Consider the following 18,141-nt stretch of genomic DNA (forward strand, 5'->3'; position numbering starts at 1 on the left):
TAGGTTGGATTTTATACCATCTTGTAATTAAAAAAGACTTAAAGAAAAATTTAAATAATGTATATGTTGGATTGTTTTTTATAGGAATATGGGTTTTATTTTATTTTTTCATTGTTGAAAATTTTTAAAAACTATGAATTAGTGGTTATGCACCTGCAGCGTTAGAGAAATCAGAAATATTTTTGAAAAAGAGACAAGAATATAGATTTCTGACACAACAGAAATCGAAAATAATTTGATTTAAAACAACAAGCCATCACACCTATTCAAGGCAGTGTCAATATCTTCCCTATAAACAGCAACTTCCTTCCAAAACCTGATAGGTTACTTGGCAAAATTATTATTAAAGCACTTGTTAATTCAATTTAATTCACTAACTTTCATATACTTATATCAGAATAATTAATTCTGAATATCGAACAGATCTCTTTTAATTTTTATACTGGACGAATATGAAAATTTCATTAGAAAAAAAAATAATCATTGGATTTATCCTCAACCTGTTTGTCGTTTTTGCGATAGCTGGGGTTTTTATTTTAAGAATCAATAAGAATAGAAATCCAGAGTTAGATAATTCATTGAATTGGATTGAAATTTCATTGATTTTCCTGTCCCTTATTTTGCTGACCGTTGTTTATTTTATCATTCGGTCCCAACTTCGAGCTAAAAATCGATCTCAGGAATTACTTTTAGAAAACAAACAATTACTACAATCTATTATTGACAATACTTCAAGTCCAATTTTCATAAAAAAAATAAATGGAGAATATTTATTAATAAATAAGGAATTTGAATCTCTATTTAAAATTACAAATCAGGAAATTATAGGTAAAACCGATCATGACTTTCTACCTCCAAACGTGGCAGATGCTTATCGCAATACCGATTTTGAAGTTGTGAAGGCTTTGAAAGAATTAAAAACAGAGGAAGTTATAGAACAAACTGACGGGAAACATACCTACATTGCCGTGAAATTCCCTTTACACGACTCTTTTAATAGGATTTACGCCATAGGTGGGATTTTTACTGATATTTCCGAAAGAAAGAAACTGGAAGAGTCGTTCACGGCCGCTGAAAAATTCTTTACCATGTCAGTAGATATGATGATTATCTCATCGATGGAAAGATTTGTGAAAGTAAATCCGGCTGTTAGTAAAACATTAGGATATTCAGAGGAAGAACTCTTGCGCAAAAATTTCTTGGAATTTACGCATCCAGATGATATAGAAATCACTAAAAAAGAAGTACAAAAATTACAGACTGGAGCTGCCTCCATTAAATTCGAAAACCGATATATTTGTAAAGACGGATCTATCAAATGGCTCGTTTGGTCCGTATTCCCTGAGGTGAAAAGTGGATTACTATATGCCGTAGCCAGTGATATCACAGATAAAAAAGAAATCGAAAACGCTCTAAATGTAGCCAATACCTTTTTTTACATGTCATTTGATATGTTTGTCGTGATTAAAGACGAGAATTTTGTAAAAGTAAATCCTGCATTTACCCGAATTTTAGGATATGATCAGCAAGAAATAATAAACAAACCGTTTTTAAGTTTCATACATCCTGATGACGCGTCAATCTTTATGGATGGTGTCAAAAAATTAAGAATCAGCGATTCTGTGGTTACTCATAGAGTTCGGGAACGCTTGAAAGACGGCTCCTATAAATGGTTTGACTGGACCAGCACAATCGATATTCATACCGGAATTATTTACGCGGTTGCACGCGATGTATCTGAATTGATTGCAAATGAAGAATCGTTAAAAATAGCAAATATGTTTTTTGATATGGCTTTCGATATTTTAACAGTGGCTAAAGAGGAACATTTCATTAAAATAAATCCCGCTTTTACAAAAACGCTTGGTTACAATCAATATGATATGGACCGCATTAAATTCATAGATTTAATTCACCCTGATGACAAACAAACTGCTGGTGAAATATTGCAAAGACATTTAAAAGGAGAATCCGTTGTCAATTTCAGGACACGGTTTCTATGCAAAGACGGCTCGTTTAAATGGCTGGATTGGAATAGTAATATTGATGTTAAAAACGGGGTATTTTATTCCGTTGCCCGAAATGTTACAGAGCTAGTGGAGTTAGAAAACGAGCAACAAACAGCCATAGAGAATCTTTATGAAAATGAGGAAAAATTACGGTTAATAGTCGAAAATATCAGCGAAGGTATTATTGTGGCTAATGCCGATAAAAAGATAATTATGGCCAACAACATGGCCAACGAGATTTTTGGAATCGAAGAAGACGACAAAATTTCAACTAATTTAAGCAATCACTTTGAACTGTATTTTCCGGATGAAAAAACCATTTTTCCTTCCCAAAATTTACCCATGGAACGTGCTCTAAGCGGAGAAGTCACAACTGATGTCGAAATCATTCTTTGGAATCCCGTAGCGCAGGAAAAGAAAAGAGTATTAATTAGCGGCCGCCCGTTAGTAGATCAAAACAACACAGTAGTTGCAGCTGTTGTAACCATAAAAGACATCAGTAAATACAAACAAATGGAGGAAGATTTGAAAGAATCTGAATCAAAATACCGACAATTAATAGGTTTCCGAAAAGGAAATACTGATACAATGCTGTAAACTTGAAAGCTACATTTGGAAAGGATTGTTTATGCTATAATCTCCTTTTTAGATTCTCTTTCACTTCATCAAACCATTCATTTTTTAAAATACTTAAAATAATACTATCCCTCCGAGCGTCACTTCCTAAAGTTGGCATGTGATTGCGTAATATACCTTCCACTTTGCAACCTATGCTTTTCATGGCTGCAATACTTCGCTCGTTATTATTGTCAGCTCGAAATTCAACCCGCTCCATTCCTAGCGTTTCAAATGCATATTGCAAAAGTAAATATTTACAATGCTTATTCAGTCCTGTTCCCCGAAATGATTTTCCATACCAAGTATAGCCCAATTGCAACGTTTTAAACTGAAGATTGATATCATAAAAACGAGTACTTCCGGCATATTTTCCAGATTTTTTATCGAAAACTATAAAGGGAAATTCGGTTTTCATCTCTCTGGCTTTTAGCGCAATCTGAATGTATTTTTCCAGATTTTCTCTGCCATTGGCACGTACCAATGAATATTGCCAAGTCTCCGGTTCATTAATGGAAATTTTCAATAGATTTTCGAAATCTGATTCTTGTAAGGAACGCAATAAAACGGTTTGGTCCTCCAAAACTAGGGGATGTGAAAAGTTAAAATCCATATTGGTATTCATTTTAGTGTTGTAAACTTAAGACGACCAAATATAAACGATATTAGATTAGTTCTGAAAACTATTTTACGCTCAGATTAAAATCTACCAAATACCTTGTTGATTGGGCAATAGCCACAAACCAAAATTCAATTGCGTTCTTTCTACTGTTTTACTATTTTATTTTTTCTTACTTTTAGTGTCTAAAGCAAAAATTTCTTTTACTGTTAAAATATCGTTGAACCTAAATTTAAAAAATGAAACCAATCCAGTTATTAGCGTTCTTTTTACTACTTTTTAGTACTTTTTCCTCCAACTCCCAAAATCAAAAATCAAAAGAATTCAAAGTAGAATTTGAAAAATTCACACTTGAAAATGGATTACAAGTTATTTTGCATATTGACCGATCAGACCCTGTAGTTGCAGTTGCTTTGACGAGTCATGTAGGATCCGCCAGAGAAAAAGAAGGCCGTACAGGATTTGCGCATTTGTTTGAACATTTACTTTTCTTGGAATCGGAAAATTTAGGAAAAGGAGGGCTTGATAAAATGAGTGCTCGTATTGGCGGAGCTGGTGCCAATGGTTCTACTAGCAGAGACCGCACTAATTATTTTCAGACCGTTCCTAAAGATGCTTTAGAAAAAATGATTTGGGCCGAAGCTGATAAACTAGGTTATTTCATCAACACGGTCACAGAACCGGTTTTAGCCAAAGAAAAACAGGTTGTTAAAAATGAAAAAAGACAGAGTTATGATAACAGACCGTATGGTCATAATTTTTCAGTAATATCAAAAAATTTATATCCGGCAACGCATCCTTATAACTGGGACGTTATTGGTTCTTTAGAAGATTTGCAAAATGCTACGCTTGAAGATGTAAAAAGTTTCTATAACCGCTGGTATGTACCAAACAATGTTACGCTGACTATTGCCGGAGATTTTAATGTAAAACAAACTAAAGCTTGGGTCGAAAAATATTTTGGAGACATCAGACGTGGAGAAGCGATTCCAAAAATGGTAAAGCAGTCTGTGATATTGACCGAAACTAAAAAATTATATTACGAAGATAATTTTGCTAAGTTGCCTCAACTTACGCTAACATGGCCGTCAGTTTACGAATACCATCCTGACAGTTATGCGTTAGAAGTTTTGGCAAGCTATCTTTCCAAAGGTAAAAAAGCACCTCTATATAAAACCTTGGTAGAAGACAAAAAAGTAACTGATGCCACCGATGTTTTTCAATACAATTCAGAAATAGCGGGTCAATATATGTTGAGCGTAACCGCTTTTGAAAAAACAAATTTGAATGACGTAATGAATGGCGTAAACGAAGCTTTTAAAAACTTTGAAGCTGAAGGAATTTCTCAACAAGATTTAAATCGAATTAAAGCGGGACAAGAAACTGCTTTTTACACCAATTTATCTAGTGTATTAGGAAAAGGGTTTCAACTGGCGCAATATGAAATTTTCGCGGGAACTCCGGATTATATCAATCAAGATGTCAAAAATATTCTTGCTGTAACTACCGAAGACGTAATGCGTGTATATCAAAAATACATCAAAGGAAAATATTTTGTAGCCACCAGTTTTGTTCCAAAAGGAGAGGCCAATTTAATTCTGGCTGGTTCAATAGTAGCCGAGGTTGTAGAGGAAAAAATCATTGAAGGCAAAGAAGATTCCTTTGATGCCAGCATTGCTGCTACGTATGAAAAAACACCTTCTAAATTTGACCGAAGCGTTGAGCCCGCTTATGGAGAAAGTCCTGATGTAATATTACCAACAGTTTGGAAAAGCAAGTTGTTATCCGGTCTAAACGTGTTAGGAATTGAAAACCACGAAGTGCCGCTTGTTCAATTTCAATTGCAAATAAAAGGCGGAATGTTACTTGAAGAAGCAAATAAAATAGGAGTTTCGAATATGCTGGCGGAACTGATGACAAAAGGAACTAAAAACAAAACTCCGGAGCAACTTGAAAATGCGATTGAAAGTCTGGGAGCAACTATAAGAGCTTATGCAACTGATGAATCTTTATTTATTTCAGGCAATACTTTAGCCAAAAATTACGCTGCAACTATGGCATTAGTTCAGGAAATAATTTTACAACCACGCTGGGATAGTACCGAATTTGATTTGATTAAACAAAGTACGTTAAGCCAAATCACACAGCAGAAAGCAGATCCAAATAGTGTTGCCAGAAATGAATTCAAAAAATTAATCTATGGCAAAGAATCTATTTTAGCGAACAACCGCATTGGTACTGAAAATTCGGTAAATAGCATTACAATTGCCGATTTGAAAAATTACTATACTAAAAACACTACTCCATCAGTTACTAATTTTCAAATTGTGGGTGCTATTTCAAAAGCAGATGTGACAAATTCATTAGCTGATTTAAATAAAAATTGGGAGGCTAAAAAAGTTATAGTTCCTAAAGTGACAACAACAACTACAATAGCATCCTCAAAAATTTATTTTTATGATGTTCCAGGTGCAAAACAATCTGTAATCCGAATTGGATATCCTGCTCTTGCCTCAACTGATGAGGATTTTTATCCTGTTCAAATCATGAATTACCGTTTAGGCGGTGGCAGCTTTGCTTCGCAATTGACGCAAGAATTACGTGAAGGAAAAGGATATACGTACGGAATAAATTCGTCCTTTGATGGTTCTGTAAACAAAGGTCCATTTACTGTTGCAAGTGGTGTGCGTTCGAATGTAACTTTTGAATCCGTTAGCTTAATCAAAGAAATTCTTTCGCAATATGGAAAAAACTTCAACGAGAATGATCTTGAAGTGACGAAAGGATACCTAATAAAAAGTAATGCGAGAGCGTTTGAAACACTTTCCGCTAAATTGGAAATGCTATATGATATCAGCAACTACAATTACGCTGATGATTACGCAAAGCAACAGGAAAACATTGTGAAAAACAGCACTATTGACGCTATAAAAAAGCTTTCAGAAAAGTATTTGAATGCTGATAAAATGATCTATTTAGTGGTAGGTGATGCTGAAACACAATTAAAAAAGTTAGAGCAAATTGGTTTTGGAGAGCCAATTCTTCTGAATAAACCAGCAGTAAAATAAGTTGGTTTTAAACGAATTTGGGTTATACATCACTGATTGATATAGCCCAGATCGAAGTGAAAATCCCGACTGCAAAAAAGATAATTTTTCTTGTCCTGAAAGAGCGACCAACGGAAGCTCCTTTCAGGACAAGAAAAATTATCTTTTTAAGGGAGTATTGTAACGGATTGCTGGATAAGCTCCTGAAAATTTTATTCATTCATTTCGTCATGACGCTCCGGAACTTGCGGATCATATAGTGGACATTTGAATTCATCCATTATATTCACTAAAGAATCCATTGTTTTTCCTTCAGTACCATAACAATCAATTTTTATACTTTGAGGCGTCGTCCTGATATGAAAAGCACCTACACCATTGTTATTTTTCCAACTTTTCTCGTCTACTTTTTCCCATTTGGAAAATACCGAAGCGATTCGATTTAAGATAACTTGAACAGGAAGTTCTTCAAGGCCTTCAATTTCAGCTTGCTCCTCAGTAATAGTTTCATAAACTAAGTGATGGTTGAGATAAATTCCCTCAAGATATTTCCAAAAAACCAATTCGTACATAGATAAAAAATTAAAAGATTAAAGAATTGAAAGATTGAAAATAAACTTCAATTGAAGTTTATTTAATATTCGAAAGTTCCATATTCACTGGTAATAGTCAGTTTTTTTGAAGTAGCAACTTCTACCCTACCTACAATTTGTGCATCAACATTGAATGATTTTGAAATTGCGATAATATCTTGTGCAACAGCTTCCGGAACATAAATTTCCATACGGTGACCGCAATTGAAAACTTGGTACATCTCTTTCCAATCCGTTTTTGATTGCTCCTGAATTAATTGAAACAAAGGTGGAACCGGAAATAAATTATCTTTTATAATGTGTAAATTTTCTACAAAATGTAAAATTTTAGTTTGCGCTCCTCCACTGCAATGCACCATTCCGTGAATTTCATTAGAAGAATATTTATCTAAAATTTTCTTGATGATTGGCGCATAGGTTCTGGTTGGCGAAAGTACTAATTGACCGGCATCGATTGGAGAATTTTCAACTGCATCCGTCAATTGTACTTGACCGGAATAGATTAATTCCTCCGGAACTGCAGCATCAAAACTCTCAGGATACTTTGTTGCCAAATACTTCCCAAAAACATCATGACGCGCTGATGTCAATCCGTTGCTTCCCATACCACCATTATAACTTTTCTCGTACGTAGCCTGACCAAAAGAAGCCAATCCTACAATTACGTCACCTGCTTTAATATTGGCATTATCAATTACTTTGCTACGTTTCATGCGAGCTGTAACTGTTGAATCTACAATTATTGTTCGAACAATATCACCTACATCTGCCGTTTCACCACCTGTAGAATGTATGGTTACCCCAAAAGAATCCAGTTCTTTAATAAGTTCTTCAGTTCCGTTGATAATCGCTGAAATTACTTCGGCGGTGATCAAATTTTTATTTCTTCCAATAGTCGACGAAAGCAAAATATTATCAGTTGCTCCCACACACAATAAATCGTCAATATTCATGATTAACGCATCTTGAGCAATGCCTTTCCAGACAGAAATATCTCCGGTTTCTTTCCAATACATGTATGCCAAAGAGGATTTAGTTCCTGCTCCATCAGCATGCATAATCAGACAATAGTCTTCGTCTTGAGTTAAATAATCAGGGACAATTTTGCAGAAAGCTTGTGGAAATAATCCTTTATCAATGTTTTTTATGGCATTATGAACATCTTCTTTAGATGCCGAAACACCTCTAAGTGCATATCTTTTTGACGTATCTGAACTCATGTAGTATAGTTGTGAAGCCTGCTTTTAGGCAGGTAGTTGTGCGGCAAAGATAATTATTTTTTTGGGTTTTGCCTATCGAGTCATAAGAAGTGTTTCGTGATAAATTTGTCCCGCAAAGAAAATTCATGCACACCTTACGTTTAGGATCTAAGAGAGGAATATCTTAAAAATGCATGTCAAAAAAAATGTCTATCCGAAACAGATAGACATTTTCACAAAAAAGATGAATTATTACTTCCACTCTGGCATAGAGCCGCCGGTAAATAAAGTGGTACGGGAATCAACGTCACTGATACTGGCTTTTTGAATATTTTTTATAGAAATTCCATCATTAGACGTATTTGTAAAAATCACGTCTGCTTCATTAGGAGAAAATTTAACATCCAAGTCATTGTAGCCATCTGGCTTCTTAGTATCTAATTCGGTTGAAGTGTTAGTGATACGATTGTAGATAAAAATTCGAGAATCTAATCTTCTGTAATTTGAGCTTTGATAACCTGAAATGTCCCTTGTATAAACAATTTTTTGATTATCCACAGAAATATTTAATCCACTTACCGCTCCATTTAATCCGGAGAGCACTTCATAAAGAAAAGCTCCAGCGCTATTTATGACATAAATTTCTACATTATAACCTGAAATATCATTTACTTTCAATACGATTTGAGTTCCATCCTGACTCCAGTCACATTCAGATATAAACTTACCATTTGGTGTTTTAAATAATTCTATCAATCCTCCTCCATTTGCATCAATCCGGTAAAGTTTGTCAAAATTCGGATAAATCAACTGACTTCCATTAGTACTCCAGCAGTAATTAATGTGTTCCATATTAAATCCTGCAATAGGAATTGAATTCGTAACTTTAAAAACATTTGAACCATCTGGATCCATTGTATAAATTTGATTTTGAGATCCATCTGAACTAATATAGGCAATCTTATTTATTTGCAAATTTTTTCTGGGCCTAAAACTATTCACCTCAGAAGAAGACAATTGTAATTCATTTCCAGCTTCGTCAGCAGTGAAAATAACATTATTACTGTTTACCTTTTTGATGTACAAAAATCTAGGATTTGGAAATGCCAAAGTTGTAAAGGTATTTGTTACACTATTTGACGGACTATTTATACCATCTGAAGAAGAAACTTGCCAATAATACTTTGTACTATAACTCAAACCTGATATTTCAAACGTAGTAGTTTTTATATCTTTATAAGTAGTTATAACATCAGTAGTACCATTTTTAAGTGTTACGGTATACATTAACGGATCAGACTCTTTATCAGTAGCGGTCCAAGTTAAATTCAGTTTTAAACTTTGACTTTTTGCATTATCTAAAGGTGCTGTTAATACAGGAATATCTGGTGGTTTATTATTTACTGTTGATATGTCCAGTTCAAAAATAATTTGTACGGTCACATCTTTAGTGATAGTAGCAGGTTCAAATTTAGATATGTAACCATCTTTTTGTGCCTGAAAAGAATATTTTCCAACGAGAATTTCACTAAATTCAAAGTAGCCGTCTTTGTCTGTAAAAAAGGTGCTGGTGGTTGGACTGGTAGAAATTCTTGCGTTCGCTAAAGGCTCAAAAGTTTCTGCATCAACAACTCTGCCTTTAACTTTCCCCATACCGCTATCATCAATTAGTTCTTCACTGCAAGAAACCAAGAAAATAAAACATATAACTATTTTTATCCCTATTTTTTTCATCTTTAGATTGTATTATTTTTATTAGACAACCAATCATTAACATAAAACATGCTGATTTTAATCCTAACGTTTTTTTGTCTTTATTTTTGATTTATTTGGAAAATAATAAGTGATTCCAGCTCCAAAACGCCAATAATAATCATCTCTTTTGCCACTAATTACATAATCGACATTATCAGAAAAATTTAAATTATGTTCCCCATAAAATTTGAATCCAAAATTATTGGTAATTAAGTATTCTAAACCAGCTCCATACTGAATTTTAGTGTGCAAATTTTTATAATCTGAATTGAAACTTGTCCCTGTTCCTGCAAAAAAGTAAGGTGTCAATACATCGTAGGGAAGCACTAGATATTCTAAATTTAGATCTAATGAAGCATACCCTACATCCAATTTGTTTTTATTTCCAAGTAAAAATACATTGGTAGAGGCACTAATATTAAAATTTGGAGTCAAAGAAAATTTGAGAGCTCCTCTCACCATCGGTTTGGCTATCGGATTTGGATAATCTCCTGCCATGTAGGTTGCTCCTCCGACTAATTCCACTCCAAATCTACCACGTTTTTCATTTCGATTTCTACCGTAAAGCAAGGCCAAATCAGCTTCATCTTTTTCTTTGGTATAAGAATCTAAAAAGTTTTTGACTTGAATATTTGTGGCGTCTACTTCCCAAAGATTATCTTTAATTCCATCAACAATTAATCCTTCTACGGCTTTTTCAATTGCTTCAGTAACAGCAAGCTGAATTGGCTCATTTCTGGTAAAACCAGTTTCTACTTCAAGTAACCGTTTGATGTTTACATATTTGAATAAATTAGCATCAACGCTTTGAGATAAAATTGTTTTGGAAACATAAACAGTATTTAAAATTTTACCATTTGAGGTAGAAACTAATCTCAGATAAATTGAAATTCTGTCTTGTCTGTATCGAGTAGAACCGCCAGTTCCAAAATATCTGGCGCCAAACCCACCCGTTATAATATTAGAATCATAGGAAATTATACCTCCTTCCAATAAAACTCCAGCAAACAAAAGAGGGGTCAATTGTGATTCATTAGTATTTGAACTTGCTGCATATTCTTGCCGTGTAGACCTTATTATATTTCGTTCATTCAAAAGATTTCCTAGATTTTCTCTTTCTATAGGTACAAACCATTTTGAATCCCCTAAAGCCTTAATCAATATTGATGTAGCTCCTTGTGTAACTGCTGTGCTAAATGTACTCCCTTGCTCTATGGCTTTATACTGACCCGTTTGATCTTTAAATTTATAAACGCCAACAACAACAGGCTCTTTTGGCTTAGGTAATTTTAATAATGAAGAAGTCGCAGGAGTGTTCTCACCATAAATCGCTTTTTCGACGCCTACAGGTTGATTGAAATAAGCTGCACAACTAGAAAACAAAAATACAAGCAGAAGAATGACAGTAGGTTTTTTATTCATGATTATATCTTATATTAACTTATTTGGGAAGAAAAAATATTCTACAAGTTTCTTAGTGAAGAATAATTAGAGCACGGAGCTAATCCTCTAATTATAAAAAGTAGTTTAATCCAATCTAAAAAATATCAATTATTGCCAGGAATAAATATCTGTGTTTGCTCTCCCGTGTCTGTATCAAGTATATCAACAACTAAACCGAGGTTTGATGGGTAGATATCTACCGCTAAACTCCCAAAAACATAGGATCCTTCAGCAATACCTTTATCCCCAAACTGGTTTTCGAATAATGAGTTAGAAATTTTATTTAATAATTGATTATTGAGATTTTCTTTAAAGCGTTCCAACTCTGTTTTCTGTTCAAATCCTGTTTTGGTATCTTCTTTAAAATCATTTTGACTTTCAGCAGAACTAAGTAGCCACTGATAATTAAATGTATCACCGCCAAAAGCAGGATTCTTTGGTTTATAAACTAAATCTTGTGCATTTGAGTTTATAAAAACTCCTAAAAGTAATGCCATTAAAAGTAATGTTCTCATACTGAAATTGATTTAAATAAACATGATCGAGAAACCCCAAAAAAAAGTAACGCAGATATCGTTCGATGTAAGTCATTATAAAATTTTTAATAAGCTCCTTAATAAACATTCAATATTGAGTAATAAATTTATTTTGTTTTTCAATATTCTTGAAATATTTAAAAACTTTTGCTGAAGACGTTTCTGCCATAAATTTCAAAAAATCTTCATCAGGTTTTGCAATAAATTCTTCTATTACCTCACTATCTACATTAATAGAAATCTTAGTGGTTCTACCGAAGGTCAACTCTTCCTGAATGGAAATAATTTTGCTTGAATTTAATTTTAATTTAGAAAAGGCATTATAAAAAAGATCATAGAAATCATTACCTAATTTAGTTTTAGTATCATTAGATACAATCCCCACCATTTCTAATCCATCCTTAGGCTTAAGAATACCTAAGTTTGAATCTTCTTCCCCAAAAATTATTCGATCTTTACCTATTATTTTATTATCCTCATCATAAATCAATAATAATATAATAATCTGATCTTCTGTACTTTTATTAATTTGAGTTTTAGAAAGTGTAATTTTATTTAGAGGCTCTAAGGTAACTCTGCCATCTTGAGCATTACTTGATCTATTGGAATTAGATTTGTTTTTTCTAAAAACAGAAAGCTTAAATGAAATATTTTTAAATTCGGACTTTAAATTCTCAACAGTTCCAACAACTGACAAAGTATTTTCAATCTCTTCAACATCAATCTTGGCTTTAACTTCTTTATAAACAACTTGAGCTGCCAAAAATTGAATATTAAAATAGAAGAACAAAGCCACAATTTTAATTAAAAATCTTTTCATAACTTAATGATTAAAAATATAAATTGCTCCCGAATTTCCTGATTGAGTAATTTTCAAATCTTTAGATATTGAATTAGACCCATTGTTAAATAATGTCAAATTATTTCCTTCCTGATTTATCGTCATATTTATTGAACCCGAAGTATATGATGAAAAATCACTCACATAATTATTATTTCCGAACTGGGTTACTAATTGTGTTAAATCATAAGCATTTTTGTCAACAGATACATAATTATTTAATCCATATTGACCAATTACAATGGTAGAATTTTCATTATGTAAGCTTATATCTGAATAATTATTAAAACCTATTTGAGAAATATGTATTAAGTTATTATTCGATAGCAACTGAATATTTGATGACTGTTGAACTTGGCCAATTTCATTATTTCCAACGTATATCAAATCCTTACTCACTAAGTATAATGAATTTACAGGAGAATTTAATTCTTGTGCTTCTACGAAGCTTATCGTAAAAAACATGGATAGAAATAAAAAAATATCAAATTTTGGTTTCATGAGTCATTAATTATGAATTTTAAACCTAAATTTCCTTAAAATAGTTTCAACTATTCCTATTCAATCATTTGCAGTAAGAAAAAAGCTTTGACTATTGTTTATTAAAATCTATGCTTACTATTTATGATAACAAATAGTTCTTTAAAAAAAAAGGTGGAATTGTTAACCAATTCCACCTTTAAGAAAGTAATTAGTTAGATTGCATAACTAAACTCATATTTCCAGTTCCCCATTGGTTAACTGTACTTAAATGGTTATCACCAGTTTGTATAGTCCAAGCATTATTTGCTGTCCCATATTGATTGATGAAAGAAGTGTTATCAGTACCTAATTGAGTAGTAACTGCCATATTATATTCTCCATTTTGATAAACATTGGCATCATTTCCTAAACCAACTTGAAACACAAGAGAGTTATTATCATGTCCATCTTGCATTGTTTTGGCAGAATTCGCTATATCAAACTGCAAAGTAGTTGAAGAGTTGTCTCTACCTATTTGAGTTGTTCTAGCATAATTAAGGAAACCAGCTTGTCCTATAACAGCATCGTTTCTTCTTCCATCTTGAGTGATGTAAGCAGCATTACCAATTCCTAATTGACCTATGTAAGCATCATTTCGACGCCCTTTTTGGTCAACATTTGCATAGTTTAACGCTCCCCCTTGGTTGATGTCAGCTTCGTTATTTCTACCATCTTGATCTACTACAGATAAATTGGCAAATCCTAATTGCAAAACATCTGAATCATTTGCAATTCCAGACTGTGTAACAACAGCAGCATTTGCAATTCCAAACTGATTTACTGCACTAACATTTCCTTGTGCAAAACTAAATGAGGCCACAAGCATCGCGGAGATGCTTAAAATTACTTTTTTCATAATAAATATATTTAATTGGTTGTTAATACAAATTAATATATAGGTTCAAAAAAGTGATTTGGGATCTGCTTTTTTAAGTAATAATTAATAAGAAATACATTTTTAATTATTTGCTTATTTCATTACTACATATCAAAGATAAAAAACATAATTAAAAGAAAACACGTATAAATACCTGTTTTTCATCTAATTAAAATATTTTTCGATGAAACGTAATTCTGTATCGACGAACTACGTTTTTCATAAAATTCATAAACAAGAAAGAGACTACATAAACTAGATTTGCAAAAATACCTTACCTCATCAATACAATTAAAAAGAACTTCACAACAAAAAAAACAAATTATAATGAAGAAAAAGAAAAATAATACAATATTACATACACTATACATATTGTAGTACTCTGCGCTTAATATGGATAATTAAAACTAAATTAGTAACCACAGTAAAAGATACAAGGATATTTTAACTGCATCTATTAAATTACCTTAGATAAACTAAAACAGGAATACAATCTATTAACCAACCTTATCGTCCTATTATCCTCTATAAGAGTTTTTGACAAAAAAAAGCCCTTCCAAAACGGAAAGGCTTTTAAAAGTTTTAGAATTTGTACTTACTACTTAGTAAATAACAATTCTCTATATTTAGTTAAAGTCCAGATTTCATTATCAACTAATAACTCTAATTTATCACAATGATTTCTGATAATTTCAAAGTATGGTTTTACTTTATTACAATATGCTTCTGCCATTTCTTGCGCATCAGTCAAATTATTTGCTATCTTTCTTTCGTTTGTCATCTCCTCAACTTTTGAGTTAATGCCTTCAATATGTCCTGAAATTTCTTTAATCAAAACAATTTGCTCTTTAGCTATTGTTTCAAAATCATCCCCAAAAATATCTTTTAAACCTTTAACATTGGCAATCAAAGTATTTTGGTAACGAATTGCTGTAGGAATAACGTGATTTTTAGAAATATCACCTAAAACTCTACCTTCAATTTGGATTTTTTTAGTGTACTCTTCTAATTCAATTTCGTATCGCGCTTCAACCTCAACATGATTCATGATGTTTAATTCCGAAAACAAATCTAATGACTGCTTAGAAATTCTTGCTTTTAATGCTTCCGGTGTAGTTTTGAAATTACTTAAGCCTCTTTTTGCAGCTTCCGCTTCCCATTCCTCGCTATATCCGTCTCCTTCAAAAAGGATTTTTTTAGATTGTTTGATGTACTCTCTTAAAACATTGAAGATTGCATCATCTTTCTTCATGTCTTTAGAATCAATTAATGCATCAACCTCAACTTTAAAGTCTCTTAATTGTTTTGCAACAATTGCATTCAACGTAGTCATTGCATTAGAACAGTTTGCTGTAGAACCTACCGCTCTGAACTCAAATTTATTTCCTGTAAAGGCAAATGGGGAAGTTCTGTTTCTGTCTGTATTGTCTAAGAGAACATCTGGAATTTTCCCTACTACATTTAGTTTTAAATCGGTTTTTTCTTCAGGAGATAATTTACCAGTAGTGACACCTTCTAATTCTGCTAAAACTTTAGTCAATTGTCCACCAATGAATACGGAGATAATTGCCGGTGGTGCTTCGTTTGCTCCTAATCTATGGTCATTACTTGCAGAAGCTATTGCTGCTCTTAATAATGACTCATTATCATTTACCGCTTTGATGGTATTGATAAAGAAAGTCAAAAACTGTAAATTACTCATTGGTGTTTTGCTTGGACTCAACAAGTTTACACCAGTATCTGTAGCTAACGACCAGTTATTGTGCTTCCCTGAACCATTCACTCCTTTGAAAGGCTTTTCATGGAACAACACTTTCAATTCGTGACGTTCGGCTACTTTTTGCATTACATCCATCAACAAACAGTTGTGATCCACAGCCAAGTTTGTTTCTTCAAAAATAGGAGCCAATTCAAATTGATTTGGTGCTACTTCATTGTGACGTGTTTTTACAGGGATGCCTAACAACATACATTCTTGCTCTAAATCTCTCATGTAAGTCAATGCACGTGTTGGAATAGAACCAAAATAATGGTCATCTAATTGTTGCCCTTTTGCAGAAGTATGTCCTAATAAAGTTCTTCCTGTCATAATAAGGTCAGGACGAGAATTTGCTAACGCTCTATCTACTAAGAAATATTCTTGTTCCCAACCTAAAGTTGCAGTAACTTTTTTTACATTTTTATCAAAATATTTACATACTTCGGTAGCTGCATCATCCATAACCATAAGAGCACGCAACAAAGGTGTCTTATAATCTAAAGCCTCTCCGGTGTACGAAATAAAAACAGTTGGAATACATAAAGTAGTTCCAAAAATAAATGCTGGAGATGTTGGATCCCAAGCGGTATATCCTCTTGCTTCGAATGTGTTTCTAATTCCACCATTTGGAAAACTAGAAGCATCTGGTTCTTGTTGTACTAATTGAGCACCACCAAATTTTTCTACAGGATCGCTACCGTCATAAGATGTTTCAAAAAAGGCATCATGTTTTTCAGCAGTTGTCCCTGTAAGTGGTTGAAACCAGTGCGTATAATGAGTCACTCCTTTAGACAAAGCCCACTCTTTCATACCCATGGCGATATAATCAGCTAATTTTCTGTCTATTTTAGTTCCATGCTGTACTGCATCGCGCACTCCTTTAAAAGCATCAGAAGTCAAAAATTGCTTCATTGCTTTGTCATTAAAGACATTTGAACCAAAAATAGTAGATTTTCTATCAGATTCTTCAAATTTAACTGGCTTTCTGGTCGATGCTTCTCTCAAAGCTTGAAAACGTAATGTTGACATAAAAATTGTTTTTTAATTAATTAGACCCCTATTATATTGATGCAAATATAATTTAATTATTACTTTTATAAAATTTTACCTCAAATTTTTATGGGTTACAGACCGAAATTTATCAAATTATTAAAAATACATTCTTAAAATCACAACTTAGTAATTTTAAAGCCGTTATTTTCGGAAGTATCAGACCATGAAAAATCCAAAAGAGTAAAAAGTCAACAACTTTTCCTTAAATTTTTTAGTTAAGTTTAATAATCAAAAAGTATCTTTACGCAAAATATTAATACTTTAAATTTATGATTGTCTGGATTTCTTTTTTAACCGCAGTTTTGATTTTTTTAGCTCTTGATTTGGGAGTTTTTAACAAAACACCACACATTATAAGTTCCAAAGAAGCAGGGAAATGGACCGCAATATGGGTTACATTATCTTTTATATTCTCCGGAGTAATCTATTGGCTTTACACCACGGATTATATTGCCAATCCCGATTCTTTGAAACCTGCTGCCGCATCAATAAAGTTCATCACAGGCTATTTGATAGAATTGTCCCTTAGTATTGATAACATATTTGTTATCGCTATTATTTTTTCTGCCTTTAAAATTCCACAAAAATACCAACATCGAGTGCTATTTTGGGGAATCTTAGGAGCAATTTTATTTAGAGGTCTAATGATCTATTTTGGCGTTTTACTGATTAACAAATTTTCATGGATGACGTATATTTTTGGAGGTTTTCTAATTTACACCGCCATGAAAATGCTATTTAGTGGAGAAGATGAAAAATTTGAACCAAAAAAATCATTCATTTATAAAGCACTGAAAAAAGTCATGCCAATTTCTAATCACATCGATGGAGAGCATTTCTTTGTAAAAAGAAGACACATTACAGCTGCTACTCCTCTATTTGTAGCGCTAATCGTTATTGAAGTTATGGATGTCGTTTTTGCGATTGATAGTGTTCCTGCGATTTTAGCCATAACAAGCGATCCGTTTTTAGTTTTTAGCTCTAATATCTTTGCTATTTTAGGATTGCGTTCTATGTATTTCTTTCTGGCTCACATGTTAGACAAATTTGCTCATTTGGAGTACAGTCTTATTGCCATCTTGACTTTTGTAGGTGTCAAAATGCTGCTCCATGATTATCTTAAATTGCCTGAATGGGTTTCATTGGCTTTTATAGCCCTTTCCCTTATCGCGGGAATTGTTGCATCGCTTAGAAAGAGTAGTAAAGAAATGGTTTAAAACTAAAAAGTACAAGCAATAAAAAAAGGAAATCTCTCGATTTCCTTTTTTTATTA

Annotated in this window: 13 protein-coding genes; 3 read left to right on the plus strand and 10 right to left on the minus strand. The window is 32.8% G+C overall.

Going from position 1 to position 18,141, the window contains the following annotated elements; translation table 11 throughout:
• Positions 1 to 452: 452 nt before the first annotated feature.
• On the plus strand, positions 453 to 2,606 hold the full coding sequence (locus DR871_RS00105) for a PAS domain S-box protein (protein WP_113665400.1): 2,154 nt from the start codon (positions 453 to 455) through the stop codon (positions 2,604 to 2,606).
• Positions 2,607 to 2,640: 34 nt separating this feature from the next.
• Here DR871_RS00105 and DR871_RS00110 read toward each other — a convergent pair whose 3' ends face one another.
• Positions 2,641 to 3,237, minus strand: coding sequence for a GNAT family N-acetyltransferase (locus DR871_RS00110; RefSeq protein WP_207209790.1), 597 nt, complete (start codon positions 3,235 to 3,237; stop codon positions 2,641 to 2,643).
• 245 nt (positions 3,238 to 3,482) lie between these two features.
• On the opposite strand from DR871_RS00110, the gene DR871_RS00115 reads away from it, so the two are divergent.
• On the plus strand, positions 3,483 to 6,311 hold the full coding sequence (locus DR871_RS00115; RefSeq protein WP_113665398.1) for a M16 family metallopeptidase: 2,829 nt from the start codon (positions 3,483 to 3,485) through the stop codon (positions 6,309 to 6,311).
• A gap of 191 nt (positions 6,312 to 6,502) precedes the next feature.
• Here DR871_RS00115 and DR871_RS00120 read toward each other — a convergent pair whose 3' ends face one another.
• The 9 genes from DR871_RS00120 to DR871_RS00160 all read right to left on the minus strand — a co-directional run bounded on the left by DR871_RS00120 (position 6,503) and on the right by DR871_RS00160 (position 16,844).
• Entirely contained in the window at positions 6,503 to 6,862 is a 360-nt protein-coding gene (locus DR871_RS00120; RefSeq protein ID WP_113633500.1) for a hypothetical protein, read from the minus strand.
• Between the two features lie 62 nt (positions 6,863 to 6,924).
• Positions 6,925 to 8,103 (minus strand): AIR synthase related protein, encoded by a 1,179-nt coding sequence (locus DR871_RS00125; protein ID WP_113665397.1) that lies wholly within the window; start codon positions 8,101 to 8,103, stop codon positions 6,925 to 6,927.
• Positions 8,104 to 8,334: 231 nt separating this feature from the next.
• On the minus strand, positions 8,335 to 9,816 hold the full coding sequence (locus DR871_RS00130; protein ID WP_242497055.1) for a carboxypeptidase regulatory-like domain-containing protein: 1,482 nt from the start codon (positions 9,814 to 9,816) through the stop codon (positions 8,335 to 8,337).
• Between the two features lie 63 nt (positions 9,817 to 9,879).
• Positions 9,880 to 11,259 carry a CsgG/HfaB family protein gene (locus DR871_RS00135; RefSeq protein WP_113665396.1) on the minus strand — a complete coding sequence of 460 codons (1,380 nt, stop codon included), beginning with the start codon at positions 11,257 to 11,259 and terminating at the stop codon, positions 9,880 to 9,882.
• Between the two features lie 125 nt (positions 11,260 to 11,384).
• Positions 11,385 to 11,795, minus strand: coding sequence for a curli production assembly/transport component CsgF (locus tag DR871_RS00140; protein ID WP_113665395.1), 411 nt, complete (start codon positions 11,793 to 11,795; stop codon positions 11,385 to 11,387).
• A 109-nt stretch (positions 11,796 to 11,904) separates the two neighbouring features.
• The gene (locus tag DR871_RS16510; RefSeq protein WP_242497056.1) at positions 11,905 to 12,636 is read right to left on the minus strand and encodes a CsgE family curli-type amyloid fiber assembly protein; all 732 of its coding nucleotides are present in this window, start codon (positions 12,634 to 12,636) and stop codon (positions 11,905 to 11,907) included.
• 3 nt (positions 12,637 to 12,639) lie between these two features.
• Entirely contained in the window at positions 12,640 to 13,158 is a 519-nt protein-coding gene (locus DR871_RS00150; RefSeq protein WP_113665394.1) for a hypothetical protein, read from the minus strand.
• A 190-nt stretch (positions 13,159 to 13,348) separates the two neighbouring features.
• Positions 13,349 to 14,035, minus strand: coding sequence for a hypothetical protein (locus DR871_RS00155; protein ID WP_113665393.1), 687 nt, complete (start codon positions 14,033 to 14,035; stop codon positions 13,349 to 13,351).
• Positions 14,036 to 14,654: 619 nt separating this feature from the next.
• A complete protein-coding gene (locus tag DR871_RS00160; protein ID WP_113633507.1) occupies positions 14,655 to 16,844 on the minus strand; it encodes a glutamine synthetase III family protein in 2,190 nt (729 codons plus the stop codon).
• A 293-nt stretch (positions 16,845 to 17,137) separates the two neighbouring features.
• On the opposite strand from DR871_RS00160, the gene DR871_RS00165 reads away from it, so the two are divergent.
• Positions 17,138 to 18,085: a TerC family protein gene (locus tag DR871_RS00165; RefSeq protein ID WP_113665392.1), complete on the plus strand. Its 948-nt coding sequence runs from the start codon at positions 17,138 to 17,140 to the stop codon at positions 18,083 to 18,085.
• Positions 18,086 to 18,141 lie beyond the last annotated feature (56 nt).

The organism is Flavobacterium petrolei (assembly GCF_003314435.2).
Lineage (GTDB): Bacteria > Bacteroidota > Bacteroidia > Flavobacteriales > Flavobacteriaceae > Flavobacterium > Flavobacterium petrolei.